Source organism: Altibacter sp. (assembly GCF_019913785.1).
Taxonomy (GTDB): domain Bacteria; phylum Bacteroidota; class Bacteroidia; order Flavobacteriales; family Flavobacteriaceae; genus Altibacter.
On sequence record NZ_JAIOHK010000060.1, the window covers coordinates 163,374 to 180,798 of the forward strand.

18 protein-coding genes are annotated in these 17,425 nt (G+C 40.0%); 3 read left to right on the plus strand and 15 right to left on the minus strand.

Annotated features, from left to right (window positions below; all coding sequences use genetic code 11):
* Positions 1-31 precede the first annotated feature (31 nt).
* From gap to K8F54_RS11045, 6 genes are read right to left on the minus strand one after another with little or no spacing between them, the layout of a single operon-like run.
* Positions 32-1,030 carry a type I glyceraldehyde-3-phosphate dehydrogenase gene (gap, locus tag K8F54_RS11020; protein WP_290790798.1) on the minus strand — a complete coding sequence of 333 codons (999 nt, stop codon included), beginning with the start codon at positions 1,028-1,030 and terminating at the stop codon, positions 32-34.
* A gap of 5 nt (positions 1,031-1,035) precedes the next feature.
* Positions 1,036-1,908, minus strand: a complete 873-nt coding sequence (gene lipA, locus K8F54_RS11025) for a lipoyl synthase (protein WP_290790800.1) — start codon at positions 1,906-1,908, stop codon at positions 1,036-1,038.
* 41 nt (positions 1,909-1,949) lie between these two features.
* Positions 1,950-3,158 carry an Nramp family divalent metal transporter gene (locus K8F54_RS11030; protein WP_290790802.1) on the minus strand — a complete coding sequence of 403 codons (1,209 nt, stop codon included), beginning with the start codon at positions 3,156-3,158 and terminating at the stop codon, positions 1,950-1,952.
* Entirely contained in the window at positions 3,155-3,727 is a 573-nt protein-coding gene (locus tag K8F54_RS11035) for a sigma-70 family RNA polymerase sigma factor (protein ID WP_290790804.1), read from the minus strand. Before K8F54_RS11035 ends, K8F54_RS11030 begins: the two co-directional genes overlap by 4 nt.
* Positions 3,718-4,812 (minus strand): glycosyltransferase, encoded by a 1,095-nt coding sequence (locus K8F54_RS11040; RefSeq protein ID WP_290790806.1) that lies wholly within the window; start codon positions 4,810-4,812, stop codon positions 3,718-3,720. Before K8F54_RS11040 ends, K8F54_RS11035 begins: the two co-directional genes overlap by 10 nt.
* Before the next feature lie 20 nt (positions 4,813-4,832).
* Positions 4,833-5,036, minus strand: a complete 204-nt coding sequence (locus K8F54_RS11045) for a membrane or secreted protein (protein WP_290790808.1) — start codon at positions 5,034-5,036, stop codon at positions 4,833-4,835.
* A gap of 90 nt (positions 5,037-5,126) precedes the next feature.
* On the opposite strand from K8F54_RS11045, the gene K8F54_RS11050 reads away from it, so the two are divergent.
* Entirely contained in the window at positions 5,127-5,741 is a 615-nt protein-coding gene (locus K8F54_RS11050) for a fasciclin domain-containing protein (protein WP_290790810.1), read from the plus strand.
* Here K8F54_RS11050 and murB read toward each other — a convergent pair.
* Both murB and K8F54_RS11060 read right to left on the minus strand, forming a co-directional pair.
* On the minus strand, positions 5,738-6,754 hold the full coding sequence (gene murB, locus K8F54_RS11055) for a UDP-N-acetylmuramate dehydrogenase (RefSeq protein WP_290790812.1): 1,017 nt from the start codon (positions 6,752-6,754) through the stop codon (positions 5,738-5,740). The genes K8F54_RS11050 and murB overlap by 4 nt on opposite strands.
* The gene (locus tag K8F54_RS11060; RefSeq protein WP_290790814.1) at positions 6,754-7,944 is read right to left on the minus strand and encodes a pyridoxal phosphate-dependent aminotransferase; all 1,191 of its coding nucleotides are present in this window, start codon (positions 7,942-7,944) and stop codon (positions 6,754-6,756) included. The genes murB and K8F54_RS11060 overlap by 1 nt, the downstream gene beginning before the upstream one ends.
* A 94-nt stretch (positions 7,945-8,038) precedes the next feature.
* Between K8F54_RS11060 and K8F54_RS11065 the strand changes: the two genes are divergently transcribed.
* The gene (locus tag K8F54_RS11065) at positions 8,039-9,391 is read left to right on the plus strand and encodes an aspartyl protease family protein (protein ID WP_290790817.1); all 1,353 of its coding nucleotides are present in this window, start codon (positions 8,039-8,041) and stop codon (positions 9,389-9,391) included.
* Between the two features lie 53 nt (positions 9,392-9,444).
* Here K8F54_RS11065 and K8F54_RS11070 read toward each other — a convergent pair whose 3' ends face one another.
* Positions 9,445-9,840, minus strand: coding sequence for a DUF1573 domain-containing protein (locus K8F54_RS11070; RefSeq protein ID WP_290790819.1), 396 nt, complete (start codon positions 9,838-9,840; stop codon positions 9,445-9,447).
* Between the two features lie 127 nt (positions 9,841-9,967).
* Here K8F54_RS11070 and K8F54_RS11075 point away from each other — a divergent pair, with 127 nt between their 5' ends.
* Positions 9,968-12,598 carry a valine--tRNA ligase gene (locus K8F54_RS11075; protein ID WP_290790821.1) on the plus strand — a complete coding sequence of 877 codons (2,631 nt, stop codon included), beginning with the start codon at positions 9,968-9,970 and terminating at the stop codon, positions 12,596-12,598.
* Positions 12,599-12,606: 8 nt separating this feature from the next.
* Here K8F54_RS11075 and K8F54_RS11080 read toward each other — a convergent pair whose 3' ends face one another.
* The 6 genes from K8F54_RS11080 to rsfS all read right to left on the minus strand — a co-directional run bounded on the left by K8F54_RS11080 (position 12,607) and on the right by rsfS (position 17,362).
* Positions 12,607-12,873, minus strand: a complete 267-nt coding sequence (locus K8F54_RS11080) for an acyl-CoA-binding protein (RefSeq protein ID WP_290790822.1) — start codon at positions 12,871-12,873, stop codon at positions 12,607-12,609.
* Positions 12,870-13,520, minus strand: coding sequence for a phosphatidylserine decarboxylase family protein (locus K8F54_RS11085; protein WP_290790823.1), 651 nt, complete (start codon positions 13,518-13,520; stop codon positions 12,870-12,872). The genes K8F54_RS11080 and K8F54_RS11085 overlap by 4 nt, the downstream gene beginning before the upstream one ends.
* Positions 13,510-14,313 carry a phosphatidate cytidylyltransferase gene (locus K8F54_RS11090; RefSeq protein ID WP_290790825.1) on the minus strand — a complete coding sequence of 268 codons (804 nt, stop codon included), beginning with the start codon at positions 14,311-14,313 and terminating at the stop codon, positions 13,510-13,512. The genes K8F54_RS11085 and K8F54_RS11090 overlap by 11 nt, the downstream gene beginning before the upstream one ends.
* 3 nt (positions 14,314-14,316) lie before the next feature.
* Complete coding sequence (locus K8F54_RS11095) at positions 14,317-14,916, minus strand: LUD domain-containing protein (protein WP_290790827.1); 600 nt, start codon at positions 14,914-14,916, stop codon at positions 14,317-14,319.
* Positions 14,917-15,030: 114 nt separating this feature from the next.
* Positions 15,031-16,974, minus strand: a complete 1,944-nt coding sequence (gene ftsH, locus K8F54_RS11100; RefSeq protein ID WP_290790829.1) for an ATP-dependent zinc metalloprotease FtsH — start codon at positions 16,972-16,974, stop codon at positions 15,031-15,033.
* 16 nt (positions 16,975-16,990) lie between these two features.
* Positions 16,991-17,362 carry a ribosome silencing factor gene (gene rsfS / locus K8F54_RS11105; RefSeq protein WP_290790831.1) on the minus strand — a complete coding sequence of 124 codons (372 nt, stop codon included), beginning with the start codon at positions 17,360-17,362 and terminating at the stop codon, positions 16,991-16,993.
* Positions 17,363-17,425 lie beyond the last annotated feature (63 nt).

Sequence of the window (17,425 nt, forward strand, 5' to 3'; positions counted from 1 at the left end):
ATAAATATAGTCATTTACTCGATAATGGTGCCTATTTTTTGTAAATTTGTAGGATTAAATTTACAATTCTAGAGGAATATCCTGTTTCATTATCGTACCAACCAATGATTTTTACCATTTTGCCGATTACGGAGGTCATTTCGGCATCGAAAATACAGGAATGCGTGTTACCCACTATATCTATGGAAACAATAGGGTCTTCGGTGTACTGAAGAATTCCTTTTAAGCTGTCTTCTGAAGCGCTCTTAAAAGCAGCATTTACGGCCGCTATGGTCACTTCTTTTTTAACGTTTACTGTGATATCGGTTAACGATCCATTGGGGACCGGTACACGAATCCCACAACCACCAATAACTGAAGCCAATTCAGGAAATATTTTGGTCAATGCCTTAGCAGCTCCCGTAGTAGTTGGAATAATGGATTGTCCGGCAGCACGTGCTCTTCGCAAATCGCGGTGTGGTTGATCGTGTAGGCTTTGGTCTGAGGTATAGGAATGTATCGTTGTAATATACGCCTGTTCGATCCCGCAGAGCTCGTTGATTACCTTGAGCATGGGCGCTGCATTGTTAGTAGTGCAGGAAGCATTTGAGATAATGTTGTCCTCCGGTGCTATGATGTGATCATTAACGCCGAGTACTACTGTTTTTATATCATCATCGAGGGGAGGAACCGACAGGATGACCTTTTTCGCTCCATTGTTTAGATGACTTTGCAGCAGGTTTCGGGATTTAAATTTTCCTGAACACTCTACTACAATATCTACATTTTTCCATGAGATCTTGTCAATATTCTTTTCTGAAGAAAAACGCACCGGTTTTCCGGCTACGATAATTTGCTGATCCGAATAGGAAATTTCTTCTTGTAATATTCCGTGAATACTGTCATACTTTAATAGATGCGCCAAGGTTTTAGTATCGGCAATATCATTAACGGCTACTACTTCAATTTGTGGATGGTGGATCAATAACCTGAAGAGATTCCGGCCTATGCGACCAAAGCCGTTGATCCCTATTTTAATGGTCTTCTCCATGTGGTTTAGGTAAGATGCTTTTGTGCTTTATATGAAGATCGCACCAAAGCACCACTCTCCACATGACGAAAGCCCATTTCAAGGCCAATCGTCTCGTATTTTTTAAACTGTTCAGGAACAATAAACTTCTTTACGGGTAGATGCCTTTTGGACGGTTGTAAATATTGACCTATGGTAACGATATCCAGACCTGCATTTCGAAGGTCCTTCATGGTTTGTACAACCTCTTCTTCTGTTTCACCCAAGCCTAACATAATACCGCTTTTGGTGCGCTCAATGCCTTGTTCTTTTAAATACCTAAGTACTTCCAGACTTCGTTCATATTTCGCTTGGATACGCACCTCGCGGGTGAGGCGCTTAACGGTTTCCATATTGTGGGAAACTATTTCAGGTTTTACAGTGATTATCCGATCAATATTGCGTGTCACTCCTTGAAAATCGGGAATCAGTGTTTCCAAGGTGGTTTCAGGGTTCATACGGCGAATCGCTTTCACGGTTTCGGCCCAAATAATAGAGCCCATGTCCTTGAGATCATCTCGATCTACGGAGGTGACGACCGCGTGTTTAATATTCATAAGTTTGATAGAACGCGCCACTTTTTCAGGTTCATCCCAATCAATCGTATCGGGTCTTCCGGTTTTAACCCCGCAAAAGCCGCATGAGCGGGTACAGGTGTTTCCGAGGATCATAAACGTAGCAGTGCCTTCGGTCCAGCATTCTCCCATATTAGGACAACTTCCTGAAGTGCAAATGGTGTGTAACTTATATTTATCTACCAGACCTCGTAATTCGGTATATTTTTTACCGGTAGGCAATTTTACCCGAAGCCATTTTGGTTTTGGTACAGGTTTTTGGATATCTAATGATTCAGTTTGCATAAGCAGCGACAAAGTTACAAAGAATACCTAGAAAAATAGCATTATAATGTGGTGAGAAACCAAATACTAAACGCAATCAAAATAACGATTGAAAACAGACTGTACACCTTCATAAAATTTGAAGGTCGGGCACTTTCCGGCGTGTGCTTTCCCGTGAGCAGTTTAAAATTAAAAATAGCATAAAATGGAGCCGTTAAGAACGATAAAATGGTTGCAATTTTTATAAGTAATCCCATTTCAGAAATAAAAAAGAAGAAAATAGCAAGTGTTCCTAGAGTTAGCACGATGAGCCATATAAAATAGCCGTGTTTTATAACCCCTCCGCGCCAGATCTCGCTGGTGGCATGCATTACTCGTGGCGAGGCATCCAGAGTTGTCAATGTAGTGCTAAACATGGTGGTGAGGGCCGCAACACCAATAATTATTTTGGTACCCTCACCCAAACTGGATGTATACATTGATATAAGTTGGTTGGCAAAAGTGCCTGCTTGGGGAGAAAAGGTCGCTCCGCTTCCATAAAGCACCAAAGCTCCCAATGCCACAAACCCAATCCCCAACACAATGGTGGTGATGAATCCAATGTTAAAATCGAAACGCGATTGTTTGGGCGTTATAGATGGATCTAATTTTTTCTTTTCCACCGTCCACATAGAATGCCAGATAGAGATATCCAATGGGGCCGGCATCCATCCCATAAAAGCTATTAAAAAAGCCACCGAAACAGCATCGGTAGGCAATACCTGCGCAAAACTTATCGAAGTTTCGGGTTTAATGGCCAACACTACAGCTAAGATTGTACTTAACGTTAAACAAAGCACAATGACTTTCATCAGGGAATCCAGGATTTTGTAGCGGCCAATTATTAAAATAGCGAAGCATACTGCGGTAATAATAGCTGTCCACAAAACAACCGATCCACCTCCAAAAAGGTAGGAGGCAATACCGGCAGTTACAATGGTCACCGCTGTTTGAATGGTAAACATGGTGGCGAAAGTGATTGCGAAATAGGCAATAAGCACGCCTTTGCCCATTTTCTCGTAACCTTTTAACAAGCTCTCTCCGGTGGCCGCCGCATAGCGCGGTCCAAATTCAAAAAAGGGATATTTTACAGCATTGATAAGCAATAAAGCCCAAATTAAACTAAATCCGAAATCGGCTCCGGCTCTGGTGGACTGTACCAGGTGGGAGACCCCTATGGCCGCTCCGGCAAAGAGAAAGCCGGGACCCAATCTTTGCAGCAAGCGTATCAATGTGAATGGTGTTGTGTAATAATTTCCGACAATAATTTACGGGCTCGGAGGAGCCGGACCTTTACATTGTTTAAAGGTTCTTCTAGTGCCTCAGAGATTTCGTTATAACTCATTTCCTGAAAATACCTCAGATTGATTATCTCCTGGTAGTGAGGTTTTAATTCCTTGATATATCGTAACAATTCGGCCAGATTCTGCTCGGTGATGAGTTTATCTTCCGGGGTAGGATTCCTGTCGGCGATCCTCTTGATGTGCTCCTCACTGGCATCGGTGGTTTGTAGATAAATCGAAGCGTTTTTCTTTCGGCTTTTATCTATTTGGATGTTTTTTGAAATGGTGATAAGCCATGTGCTAAAGGTGTACTTTTCATCAAAAGTATCGATCTTGTCGAAGGCCTTCGAAAACGCTTCAATGGTAATGTCCTCTGCTTCGTATTCATCCTTCACCCGTTTTAGCTGAAAGCCATACACTTCGTTCCAATAGTAATCTAATAGAAAACTGAAAGCACTTTGCTTGCCTTTTTTCGCTTTTTGGACTTGGTGTAGAATTTCTTCTTTGGCTATTTCCAACGGACTTGTTTTGAATTTCTATTGGAAATAAAGATACTCAATTGAACGAATACTAAAAACAATTCAAGAATAGGAATAAATATAATAAGATCTTTTTCTCGTAATTTCGAAGCAGCTTTCCCAAAAATAAATCCTTGTAGTACACATCTAAAGAGCACAAGTGCCAGTGGAATTTTCCAATCAACCCATATCATTGCGATAGGAGCTAATACCCAAAATAAGAGATTTGAGAGGTAAAAGAGTCCCAAAAGCAATCGATGTATTGGCTTGTACAATTTAGCCGTAGAAGTATGTCTTTTTTTCTGAAGAATCCAAGATTTCCACGTCTTCTTCGGAATAGAATACGTAAAGGCCTTTTCAGTAAAGCAGAGGGCAGTATTCTCTTTTGAAGCGACTTCGTTTACAAAGAGATCGTCATCTCCCGAAGCCACTTTCATATGCGACATAAAACCTTTGTTGTCGTAATAAAGGTTGCTGGTGTAGGCCAAATTCCTTCCCACACCCATATAGGGTATACCGGCTCTGGCATACGAAAAATACTGAAGGGCCGTCAGGACCGTTTCGAAACGGATTAGTTTATTTAAAAAACCGGATGCTTTCTCGTAGGCACCATAGCCTAGAATTAATTGTTTTGTTTCCGAAAAAGGGGCGGTCATCTCTTTGATCCAATCGTCACTCGCCGGACGGCAGTCTGCATCGGTAAAGAGCATGCGCTTGTGCTTTGCTTTTTTTATTCCTAGGGTAAGGGCGTATTTTTTACTGGCCCAAAAGGCTTCGTTATTCTCAACATCTACAATTTTAATACGCGAATCGGTTAAGGCAAAGGCTTCCATTATATCCAGTGTCTCGTCATATGAAGCATCATTAATGAGGACAAGTTCGAAGTCGGGATAGTTTTGCTTCAGCCAAAGCGGAATGTGTTTTTTTAAATTTTCGGCTTCGTTCTTGGCACAGACAATAAGGGATATTGGAAATTTTTCCGAAGCTTCTATTTCCGAAAGCTTTAAAAACGAGAATTTAGAAAAGAGTAAAAAATACAGACAGTTTACAAAGACCACCGCTGCAAAAATGTAAAGTAGCACCATAGGCAGAGGAGCGGGTTATTTTACTTATGAGGTGGTTCGTTACAAGAGTCAAACTGGTCCGGTGTCTTTCCACAAAAACCACAAGCTTCTCCATCTTTGTTTAAAAATGGACTCTGACTCGCACATGTCCCGGCAAATTTCCCATCTTTTTTACCCCAAATTTTTATAGCGATTCCGGCAAAGGCGAGGAGTAATAATATAAAGGTGATTATTAAAAGTCCCATACGATTAATTTAAGTTACAAAAATACAATCTTTCTTGGTGATGTACTTGTAATTTGATTATTTTTAGCATCCAATTTTTCAACATTTATTATGAAATATATCTATCGATCATTACTTGTTTTTACAGTATTCGCTGCTTTTATTGCTTGTAAGAATGACGCGAAAGAGCCCGCCATGGAAGATGGACAGGTAAAAACCGATACCGTCGTTAAAAAGGTGCGTAAAGTCCCAACCGAGGAGGAAAAAGCTCAGGCGAAAAGTGTTATGGCAGTAGTTATGATGAATCCCGATCTAAAGGCATTTGCGAGTCATTTGGTTACCGTTGGGATTACCGATATACTTCTAAAAGAAAAGGGACCCTATACTGTTTTTGCCCCGACCAATGCGGCTTTCGAACAATTAGATGAAGCAAAAAAGAAGCGCTTTTTAAATCCTAAAAATAGAGAAACCCTTATGGCCATTTTAAAAAGCCATGTGGTGCAAGGTAGTTTTGACTCGGCAACTTTACTTGAAAATATAAAGTCGAATAAAGGATCTTTTGTATTGCAAACCATATCGGGCGAATCGCTTACCGTTTCGAAAAGCGGGCGTAATATTGTGGTTACCAATACGACCGGGGCAAAGGCAATGCTGTTGGACAAAGGGGATATTTTGGGCTCAAATGGTATGGTACATACCGTAGGCAGCCTGTTGATGAAGGATTAGAAAATGTTTACTTCCGGTTCGATATAGATACCGAATTTCTCTTTTACTGATTTCTGAATCTGTAAGGCCAATTGCCATATTTCATTTCCGGAAGCGCCGCCGTGATTTACCAAAACCAACGCCTGATTTTTATGAACTCCGGCATCACCCATGCGTTGTCCCTTAAATCCGGCTTGTTCAATAAGCCATCCTGCGGGAATTTTAAACTCGGTTGGTGAAACTTCATAAAAGGGAGCTTCCGGGTATGTAATTCGGAACCCCTTAAATGCCTCCGCATCGATTATAGGGTTTTTAAAGAAACTACCGCTGTTACCCAGTTCTTTGGGGTCCGGGAGTTTGGAACGACGAATAGCGATAACTGCATCCGAAATATCCTTGATGGTGGGCGTTTCAATCTGCGCCGCTGCCAGTTTTTCCTGAATCGCTCCGTACGAGGTACTAAAGGAATGATTTCCCTGTTTCGTAAGTCGTAAGGTTACGCTGGTAATAATGTACTTTCCTTTCGCCTCATTTTTAAAAATGGAATTCCTATACCCAAATTGACAGGCTGTTTTACTGAATTCCTTTTCCACCTGTGTGGCGATTTCAACAGCATTACAGCTTTCAAAGACGTCTTTCAGTTCAACACCATACGCACCTATATTCTGAATGGGGGCCGTTCCTACATTGCCGGGAATTAAGGATAAGTTTTCTACGCCACCATAGTCGTGATCGATGCAATACATAACAAATTCATGCCAGTTTTCACCTGCCATTACCTTCAAAGTCACATGGTCTTTATCTTCAGAAACTTTAGAAATACCCTTTAAATTTAAATAGAGTACCAAGTCATTGATATCTTGGGTGAGTAACATATTACTGCCGCCACCTAGGATGAAAAGTGGTTCATTGGGCCGCATGGAAAGTACTTTTCTAAGATCTGAAGTAGTAGTCACTTCAACAAAATAACGTGCCTTACAATCAATTCCGAAGGTGTTAAATTCTTTCAGTGATTTATTTTCTTCGATCTGCATCAATCCTCGTATTGTTCTAGGGCAATGCGTAGAATTTCAACTGCTTTTATCAAACTTTCTTTTTTAAGAACATATGCAATCCGCACCTGATTAAGCCCTACTCCGGGACTTGAATAGAATCCGGCAGCGGGTGCTACCATGATTGTTTCCCCCTTATGGTCAAATTTTTCGAGCAGCCATTGGGCAAAAGCGTCACTATTTTTTACGGGTAGTTCTACGATACAATAAAAGGCTCCTTTTGGGAGTCCAACTTTAACTCCGGGTATTTTTTGAAGGTGTGAGATTAATGTGTCACGACGATCCTTGTATTCGGAGATCACTTCGTCAAAATAACTCTGAGGTGTGTCTAAGGCGGCCTCGCTCGCAATCTGCGCAAAAGTGGGCGGACTAAGACGTGCCTGCGCAAACTTTAAGGCCGTTTTAATGATGTCCTTATTTTTCGATACCAGGCAACCAATTCGCGCGCCGCACATACTGTATCTTTTGGAAACTGAATCGATAATGATGCCGTATTCAGCCATGCTCTCCTCTTGAAGAATCGAATAGTGTTCGTATCCATCATAGGTAAATTCACGATACACCTCATCGGCGATTAAAAAAAGATCGTGTTTCTTTACAATAGCTGCCAGGGTTTGAATTTCCTCTTTCGAATATAAATATCCGGTAGGATTTCCCGGGTTACAAATTAGAATCGCCTTTGTTTTCGGGGTGATGAGTTTTTCAAATTCTGAAATAGGAGGAAGGGCAAAATTGTCTTCAATCTTAGAAATTACAGGAACTATATTTACACCCGATGCGGTGGCAAAACCATTGTAGTTGGCGTAGAAGGGCTCGGGTATAATGATCTCATCTCCAATATCGGCTACACTTCCCATAGCAAAAAGTAGAGCTTCACTACCTCCAGTTGTTACTATGATTTCGTCTGCGGTAACATGAATATCATTCTTCTTGTAATAATTGGCAATTTTCTTTCGGTAGTCTTCAGAGCCTTCCGACCTCGAATAGGCTAGCACATCTAAACTGTGCATGGCCACAGCATCCATTGCGATCTGAGGGGTTTTAATATCGGGCTGACCTATATTTAAATGGTATACGGTCTTGTTTTCCTTATAGGCTTTTTCGGCAAAAGGAACCAACTTTCTAATAGGTGATTCCGGCATGTTTTGTCCTTTACGTGATACTGAAGGCATAGCGAAATTGTTTAGCAGCAAAGTTGCGAAATATATTTTATAAATCCACACAGTAATGTGTTACATTCGGCAAATTTTTATATCTTCAATTCCATTGAAAACAGAATATAAAATAATACGGTTAGCCCTTTTCTTAGGTGTTTTTTTTGGTATTTTCGGCACCGCGCTTTCACAAAATGGATTTGCACTACCAGAAGGATCCAAGCGGGATAAGGTTCGTTTCGAATTGGTAAATAATCTGGTAGTAATCCCGGTTGAAGTGAACGGCACCAAACTTTCATTTCTTTTAGACACCGGTGTTAATGCCACTATATTGTTTGGAGTATCTCAAGAAGATTCATTAGAGCTAAAAAACGCTAGGCCCTTAAAGATACGGGGATTGGGGGATGGAGGCAGTATTGAGGCACTTCGAAGTAAAAATAATACCCTTAAGATTGGCGATGCGGTGGATACAGATCATACCATCTATGTGATCTTTGAGCAATCCCTGAACCTCTCACCTCGTATGGGGCTACCTGTTCACGGAATTATTGGTTACGATTTCTTTAAAAAATTCATTGTAAAAACAGATTATGTCGTAAAAAAGATAACGTTTTATGACCCTGCACATTTTGAACCAAAAATCTGTAGATCGTGCGAGGTATTGGATATTACGATGTACGAGAACAAGCCTTACATAGATATTTCGGTCACGACTTCGAATTCACCAAAAGAAGTAACTATGTTGATTGATAGTGGATCCAGTGATGCGCTTTGGTTGTTCGATGAGAATCATGGTATTTCAGAATCACCAAAAAACTATTTCGATGATTTTCTGGGTTTAGGATTGAGCGGAAATATTTACGGAAAGCGATCCCGACTTAAAGAAACGCGCTTAGGCGATTTTAAATTACAGGATGTGAATGTTGCTTATCCCAATGAAAGTGCTATGGACAGTGTGAAATTTTATAAGGAACGCAACGGAAGCTTAGGCGGTGATATTTTAAAACGCTTTACGGTAATCATGGATTATCCATCGAATAGAATGATACTTAGGAAAAACTCAAAATTTAATGATCCTTTTTATTACAATATGAGCGGATTGACTATAGAGCACGACGGATTGGTTGTTGTTAAAGATGAGAAGGAAATTTTGGATAATCTGTTGAATATAAATCAGGATACTGATTCCAACGGGGTGATTAGCATAAAAACTCAAAAAGTATTTAGTTTTTTTCTAGCGCCAAAGTTTATAGTGGCCGATGTGCGGGATGGCTCACCAGCAGCACTTGCTGGAATTGAGAACGGTGATGAGATTATTAGCATAAATAACAAGCTTTCCTATAGATATAAATTATACGAACTCGTAAATTTGTTCAGTTCAAAAGTGGGAAAAACTATTACCATGATAATCGAACGAAATGGCAAGCAAGCCAAAGTGAAATTCAATCTCAAAAAGGTACTATAAAAAAAACCGCCCACAATTTGTGAACGGTTTAGGGTTTCAAACTAAGTAATTTTTTATTTCGTTTTCTCTAAAACACTTTTTCCTTCTTCAACAACTTCTCCTTTTATCTTAAGCGCTTTGATAGGCTCATCGGCATTAGAATACACCGTTACTGTTTTACGGATGGGGCCAACACGATTGGTATCGTACTTCACCTCAATAGTGCTACTGGCACCAGGAGCAACAGGTCCATCCGGTTTCTTTGGGACCGTACATCCACAACTGGATTTAACATCACTTACAATTAAAGGTGCATTTCCGGTATTGGTAAATTCAAAAACACGTACACCATCACTCCCTTTCGCAATAGTTCCGTAATCGATTGTTTCCGATTTAAATTTGATTTTAGCCTGCGCGGTAGCAGCAAAGCTTACTAAAGTGACAACGGCTATTAAGACTAATTTTTTCATAATAATTTTCATTTTAGAATAGCTAATGTAAGTATCTTTCTTACAAACTGCAAAATAACTTATTCACTTTTATAATCCTGCAGATATAACTACTTTTGCACATTACATTTCAAAAACTAGACCAAACATGGCCTTAGATGCAAAATATAATGCTCAAAAGATTGAGGATAAGTGGTATAGCTACTGGATGCAGCACGGTTATTTCCACAGTGAAGTAGACGAAAGGGAGCCTTACACCATCGTGATTCCTCCTCCCAATGTGACAGGGGTATTACATATGGGTCATATGTTGAACAATACTTTACAAGATGTTTTAATCCGTCGTGCGCGACTAAAAGGGTTTAATGCATGCTGGGTGCCGGGTACTGACCACGCCTCAATTGCAACGGAAGCCAAGGTTGTAGCAAAATTAAAGGAAGATGGTATCCATAAGGCCGATCTTTCCCGCGAGGTATTTTTAGAACACGCCTGGGAATGGACCCATAAGCATGGTGGCATTATCCTGGAACAGCTAAAGAAATTAGGAGCTTCCTGCGATTGGGAGCGAACAAAGTTTACGATGGATGACGATATGTCAGCTTCGGTCATAAAAGTGTTTGTCGATCTATATAAAAAAGGAAATATTTACCGAGGATATCGTATGGTCAACTGGGATCCTCAGGCCAAGACTACATTGTCTGATGAAGAGGTAATCTATCAGGAAAAGCAAGGAAACCTCTATTATTTGAAATATCAAATTGAAGGGAGTGAGGACCATTTGACGATTGCAACCACACGTCCTGAAACTATTTTGGGAGATACGGCAATTTGTATCAATCCAAATGATGACCGTTTTAAACATTTAAAGGGGAAGAAAGCTATCGTCCCTATCTGTAATCGTGTTATTCCAATTATAGAAGACGAATACGTTGATATTGAGTTTGGAACCGGATGTTTGAAAGTAACCCCGGCTCACGACGAGAATGACAAGATGCTTGGCGATAAACACATGCTGGAAGTAATTGATATTTTGAACGAGGATGCTACGTTGAATAGCTTCGGAATGCATTATCAAGGAAAAGATCGTTTTGTGGCGCGAAAGGAGATTGTGAATGAACTGGAAGCCTTGGGCGTTTTAGAAAAAATTGAGCAACATACAAACAAAATCGGGACGAGTGAGCGAACCGGCGCTGTCATTGAACCTAGATTGAGCGATCAATGGTTCTTAAAAATGAAAGATTTGGCACAACCTGCCCTAGATGCTGTGTTGGAAAAAGAGGTGCATCTGGTGCCGGAAAAATTCATAAACACCTATCGTCATTGGATGGAGAATGTTCGAGATTGGAATATTTCACGTCAGTTATGGTGGGGTCAGCAAATTCCGGCATTCTATTATGGCGATGGGAAGGAAGATTTCGTGGTAGCCGAAACATTGGATGAAGCAGTTACAGAAGCACGTAAAAAATCGGGAAATTTAAATTTGGTGGCTGCCCAATTGACGCAGGATCCAGATGCACTCGATACTTGGTTTTCATCTTGGTTATGGCCTATCAGTGTATTTGGCGGGATACTGGAACCCAACAATAAAGAAATCAATTATTATTATCCTACCAATGATCTGGTGACAGCCCCGGAGATTTTATTCTTTTGGGTAGCCCGAATGATTATCGCAGGCTATGAATACCGAAATGAGAAACCGTTTACCAATGTGTATTTAACAGGAATCGTTAGAGACAAGCAACGACGAAAGATGAGTAAATCGCTAGGTAACTCACCGGACCCTATTGTTTTGATGGATCAATACGGAGCCGATGGTGTTCGCGTGGGAATGCTTTTGAGTTCACCGGCAGGTAATGATTTGATGTTCGACGAAGATCTGTGTAAACAGGGGAGTGCTTTTGTAAATAAAATATGGAATGCCTATCGTTTGATCGAGGGTTGGGAGGTATCCGAAACCAAGGATGCCGATGCGGCTGGCGTTATCGCCTTAAAATGGTATAAAAATAGATTTCAGAAAACCTTGGCTGAAATTGAAGACCACTACAGCAAATACCGAATCAGTGATGCCTTAATGGCAACCTATAAATTGGTTTGGGACGATTTCTGCTCTTGGTTGCTAGAGATGGTAAAACCGGCCTTTGGCGAACCCATATCGAAAAAAACATATCAAGAAGTAATTGCGATTTTGGAAGATAATCTGCGAATCCTACATCCTTTTGTTCCTTTTATTTCTGAAGAGATTTGGCAACATATTTCAGAAAGAACACCCAATGAAGCCCTTATCATTACTAAATGGCCCGAGCTGACTTCATTTGATGATGACTTGATCAAGGAATTCGATTTTGCTTCGGAAGTGATTTCAGGTATTCGAACCATTCGGAAAGAGAAGAATATTTCGTTTAAAGAGAAAATCGATTTTTTAGTACTGAACCATGAGCATGTTGCTCCTACTTTCGATGAAGTAATTGCAAAATCCGGAAATACACAATCTGTAACCTATGTTTCAGAAAAACCTGAAGGCGCTTTGACGTATAGGGTAAAATCGAACGAATACTTTGTGCCCATTGCAGGAGCCATCGATGTTAAGGAAGAGATCGCAAAACTTAAGGAAGAGCTTAAATATACCGAAGGCTTTTTAAAAAGCGTTCAAGGAAAGCTGAAGAACGAAAAATTTGTAAGTGGGGCCCCCGAAAAGGTGGTTGCTATGGAAAAGCAAAAAGAAGCGGATGCCTTGGCGAAGATTGAAACCTTAAAAGCTTCATTGGCGAATTTGCAGTAAAGGGCGGGTTATTTTCTATATAAAAAATATTGCTTAACGGCTTCGATGTAGAGTTCCTTAGCTTGATCGGTGCTAATCCCACGGGCTTGGAAAAGTGCGTTTGTTTTAAAGGCCGAAATAAGAGGATTACTACTACTTGGACTGTCTTGTGAATTGGTGGCCCGTTTGTAATAGGCATATAGCTTCAGCAAAACATCGGCAGGAAAGGGATCTGTATGACTGTTGATGCTTTCCACGGCGTTCTCAAAGGCGATATTTAATTCTTCGGGTGTCATTTTGAAGCAATAATGGTCATTCCGCCTTTTACAACTTGGTTCAGTTTTACATCTATTTTTGTATTGAGCGGCAAGAATACATCTACACGGGAACCGAACTTTATAAACCCGCTGTCCGAAGCCTGAGTTACTTCCTGTCCTTCTTCGGCATAATTTACGATACGTTTTGCCATAGCGCCTGCAATTTGGCGATGCAATACATTTCCGAAGGATTTACTGTTGACAACCACCGTAGTTCTTTCATTTTCCTCACTGGACTTTGGATGCCACGCCACCAGAAATTTCCCCGGGTGGTATTTGCTGAAAACTACTTGTCCACCCACCGGGTAACGCGTTACATGAACATTAATGGGAGACATGAATACCGAAACCTGTATGCGATTTTCCTTAAAAAATTCCTTTTCGAAGACTTCTTCTATAACCACTACTTTGCCATCTACGGGTGACAACACTTGTGACTCGTTTAGGGTAAAATTTCGTTTTGGGTTTCTGAAAAACTGTAGGATTAGTATCAACAGGATCATTAGTATGATAATGATGCCTCCTTTTAGCATTGTATTCGGCACAAAAAACTCAACCAAAAGGCTTATAATCACACAACTAAAAAATGCGATTAGAATAATTTTATATCCTTCTTTATGAAACATAATCTACCACTTCTAAAAATGCATAAATAAACGGACTGGCAAATATAATACTGTCTAATCGGTCATACAATCCACCATGTCCGGGCATTAAAATACCACTGTCTTTGACACCGGCCTGACGTTTGAATTTGGATTGGATCAAATCGCCAATAGTTCCAAATAGGGTAACGATAAACGCTAGGGTTAGCCAAATTATAAGATCAAATTGTTCGATGTATTTAAAGATAAAAAATCCTGCGCATATCGAGCCGATCAAACCTCCTAAAAACCCTTCCACTGTTTTTTTTGGGGAGATTCGCTCTAACAATTTATGCTTTCCAAAATTCTTGCCAATAAGGTAGGCAAAGGTGTCATTTGCCCACACCAGAATAAATATTCCAATGATAATGGTTGGGATGAATTCTTCATTGCGGAAGGGGATTAGTGTCAAAAACACAAATCCGCTTATGATATAGAAAATAATGGCGATGTATTTCTTTTTTTCAAACATGGGAATTTTACTCACCCATAAAACATCCTTTAAAAGAAACAGGTTGACAAAGGCCGAAAGAATTAAAAAAAGATACACGGCATTGCCATCGAAGACCTTATAACTTAAAAAGTACATTCCTGCCGCCAAAAGGACATAGGCGAGGTAACTTTTTAAGTGTACCAGTCGTAAAAATTCATTGAGGGTAACAAGGGCAAGTAGAAAGAAGAGTCCCATAAACCATTCGCGCGATGCAAACATTGAAATGATTATGATCGAGATATAAAAGGCTCCCGATATAGATCGCACAATAATTTCCTTCATAGGTTAGAGGTCTTCCAATAGCAGCAAATATAGGTTTTTTGTGCTACTTCCATAACTCATGAAGTCCTTTTCTTTTTCTGTTTCGAAGTCTTGAATGGTCGTTATATTGCTTGGAATGTGGCTCCGGCTCTGGTTTTTAATATTGCGAAGGCCTTCACTAATATTGTCAACTAATTGGCTGGTGGTTGCAAAAATGACAAAATTAAAAGGAAGTTCTTTTAACTTTTTCTCTTTAATCTGATTGGAGCAAAGTAAGATGGAGCCATTGTTGGCAACCAACGATTCACAGGTAGATAAGAAGAAAGTGGCGTTGGTTTTTTTTGTGAAATTTAAATTGTATCCATCAAAACGCGACATGAGTTGGTCGTTAATGCAAAATACATCTTTCTCATACCAGTCGTTCTCTAAAAGAATGTTATCAAACGACTCTAATACTTCCTCTAAGTTTTCACAATACAGGAATTTTCCACCATTTTTATTGAAGTTATAGGTGAATTTTTCGTCGGTAGGAAGTTTCTCTTCAGGGTAATATTTACTCTGGTCAGATTTTGCTTTTTCTTCTGACTTATAATTAGGGTTTAAAAGTCTTTTAAAGAGACTCATGCATAACTTAATTTGAGGAGTGATACATCGTTATTCATCAAATATATAAAATCTATAGCGAAGTTCTGTTCCTTAAAACTAAACTTTAACTAGATAATCGAAAAAGTAACAGACTTAAGGTGTTGCTACTTTTTCTTCTTTATTTTTTTCGAAAGGTCTATCGCCGAAGATTCGTTGAAGGTTATCTTTAAAAATTACCTCTTTTTCGAGCAGTTCGTTTGCCAATAAAGTAAGCTTATCCTTATGCTTTTCGAGTAGTGCTATAGCCCTTTGGTATTGTGTTTCAACGAGTTTCGATATTTCTTTATCAATCATCTCAGCCGTCTTTTCGCTATAGGGTTTTGTAAAACCATATTCGTTTTGATTGGAAGAATCATAATAGGTCAAATTGCCTATTGCATCATTCAGTCCGTAAATAGTCACCATGGCACGAGCCTGTTTGGTTACTTTTTCCAGATCACTCAGGGCTCCGGTTGAAATTTTTCCAAAAATTACTTGTTCTGCCGCACGACCTCCCATGGTAGCACACATTTCATCGAGCATTTGTTCGGTTCGAACAATAAGACGTTCCTCGGGCAAATACCAAGCAGATCCTAGTGATTGACCTCTGGGAACAATCGTAACTTTCACTAAAGGAGCAGCGTGTTCTAACATCCAGCTTACCGTGGCATGTCCTGCTTCGTGGAAAGCAACGGCTCTTTTTTCTTCAGGTGTGATAATTTTATTTTTCTTTTCAAGACCTCCTACAATACGATCTACCGCATCTAAGAAATCTTGTTTGTCTACGAATTTCTTTTCTTGTCGAGCCGCGATTAAGGCCGCTTCATTACAAACATTCGCAATATCTGCTCCCGAGAATCCGGGTGTTTGTTTGGCCAAGAAATCCAGATCCAATGAATCATCGATCTTGATAGGACGCAGGTGAACTTCAAAAATTTCTTTACGTTCTCTAACATCGGGCAGGTCTACGTAGATCTGGCGATCGAACCGTCCAGCACGCATTAGGGCCTTATCGAGTACATCGGCACGGTTGGTAGCAGCCAATACAATAACATTCGTATTGGTGCCAAAACCGTCCATTTCGGTTAGTAATTGATTCAAGGTGTTCTCGCGTTCATCGTTAGAGCCAGAGAAATTATTTTTACCTCTGGCACGGCCAATGGCATCAATTTCATCGATAAATATAATGGCGGGTGATTTTTCTTTAGCTTGTTTGAACAGGTCACGAACTCGTGAAGCTCCAACTCCGACGAACATTTCAACAAAATCGGATCCTGATAAGGAAAAGAAAGGCACTTTTGCCTCACCGGCAACTGCTTTTGCCAATAAGGTCTTTCCTGTTCCCGGAGGTCCTACTAGTAAGGCTCCCTTTGGTATTTTACCTCCCAAGGCTGTGTATTTTCCAGGGGTCTTTAAAAAGTCCACAATTTCCTGTACTTCTTCTTTGGCACCTTCGAGTCCGGCCACATCTTTAAAAGATGTTTTAACATCGGTCTTTTCATCAAAAAGTTTTGCCTTTGATTTTCCAATATTGAAGATTTGGCCACCTGCTCCACCACCTGCTCCGGAAGACATACGTCGCATAATAAAGATCCATATTCCAATGATGACAATAAAGGGCAATAAGGTTAGGAGCAGTTCGCCCCACATATTGCTATCGGTATTCCAAACAATTTTGGTGCTTAGGTTGTTATCTGTTTTTATTTGGTTGATGTCGTTCTCGAAATTCTGAAGATCACCAAATTCAAACTCGTAGGAGGCATCATTAGCTCCCGGAGGGAAAATGGAAGTCCCCTTTTTCTTAGTGTGAATTTCTTTGCTCTTTGCTTCGGGAGTTAGGTAGACCTTTGCCGTTTTTTTATTGATAATTTCAATCTTTTCAACATCGCCGTCTTTCAGAAAATTCTGAAATTCAGATTGCGTTGTTTTAGCGGGTTGCGACCAACTATTTCCACCAAAAAATTGAATTCCTAGAAACACTACTATAATAGCAGCATAGATCCAATAGGCATTGAATTTTGGTTTTTTAATTTCGGGTTTTTTATTTTCTTCAGCCATATGGCGTTTTTACGTTTTAATAAGTTGTTTCTATTTTAACCGATTTTGCATCTCCCCACAGGCCTTCAATATCATAAAATTCACGAATGTGCTTCTGAAATACATGAACCACCACATGAACATAATCAATTAACACCCACTCGGCATTATCACTTCCTTCCACATGCCAGGGTTTTTCTTTAATGGCTTTACTAACAATCTTTTGAATGGAATTAACGATGGCGTTTACCTGTGTATTGGAGGTCCCATCGCAGATGATAAAATAGTCACATACGGTGTTTTCTATATCTCTTAGATCAAGGATTTCAATATGTTGGCCCTTGACTTCCTCTATTCCTGTTATAATTTGTGTTACAAGTTGATCTGTGCTTGCTTCTTTTTTTGACATTAAATGTATTTATTTGCGCAAAGTTATTACTTTTTTGTTTCTTGAAAGGCTTTGTATACGTAT

Excerpts from the sequence above, each read along its gene's own strand:
- gap (WP_290790798.1), bottom strand. The coding sequence starts at position 1,030 with ATGGAGAAGACCATTAAAATAGGGATCAACGGCTTTGGTCGCATAGGC.
- lipA (WP_290790800.1), bottom strand. The coding sequence starts at position 1,908 with ATGCAAACTGAATCATTAGATATCCAAAAACCTGTACCAAAACCAAAA.
- K8F54_RS11040 (WP_290790806.1), bottom strand. The coding sequence starts at position 4,812 with ATGGTGCTACTTTACATTTTTGCAGCGGTGGTCTTTGTAAACTGTCTG.
- K8F54_RS11045 (WP_290790808.1), bottom strand. The coding sequence starts at position 5,036 with ATGGGACTTTTAATAATCACCTTTATATTATTACTCCTCGCCTTTGCC.
- K8F54_RS11050 (WP_290790810.1), top strand. The coding sequence starts at position 5,127 with ATGAAATATATCTATCGATCATTACTTGTTTTTACAGTATTCGCTGCT.
- murB (WP_290790812.1), bottom strand. The coding sequence starts at position 6,754 with ATGCAGATCGAAGAAAATAAATCACTGAAAGAATTTAACACCTTCGGA.
- K8F54_RS11060 (WP_290790814.1), bottom strand. The coding sequence starts at position 7,944 with ATGCCTTCAGTATCACGTAAAGGACAAAACATGCCGGAATCACCTATT.
- K8F54_RS11070 (WP_290790819.1), bottom strand. The coding sequence starts at position 9,840 with ATGAAAAAATTAGTCTTAATAGCCGTTGTCACTTTAGTAAGCTTTGCT.
- K8F54_RS11075 (WP_290790821.1), top strand. The coding sequence starts at position 9,968 with ATGGCCTTAGATGCAAAATATAATGCTCAAAAGATTGAGGATAAGTGG.
- K8F54_RS11080 (WP_290790822.1), bottom strand. The coding sequence starts at position 12,873 with ATGACACCCGAAGAATTAAATATCGCCTTTGAGAACGCCGTGGAAAGC.
- K8F54_RS11085 (WP_290790823.1), bottom strand. The coding sequence starts at position 13,520 with ATGTTTCATAAAGAAGGATATAAAATTATTCTAATCGCATTTTTTAGT.
- K8F54_RS11090 (WP_290790825.1), bottom strand. The coding sequence starts at position 14,313 with ATGAAGGAAATTATTGTGCGATCTATATCGGGAGCCTTTTATATCTCG.
- K8F54_RS11095 (WP_290790827.1), bottom strand. The coding sequence starts at position 14,916 with ATGAGTCTCTTTAAAAGACTTTTAAACCCTAATTATAAGTCAGAAGAA.
- ftsH (WP_290790829.1), bottom strand. The coding sequence starts at position 16,974 with ATGGCTGAAGAAAATAAAAAACCCGAAATTAAAAAACCAAAATTCAAT.
- rsfS (WP_290790831.1), bottom strand. The coding sequence starts at position 17,362 with ATGTCAAAAAAAGAAGCAAGCACAGATCAACTTGTAACACAAATTATA.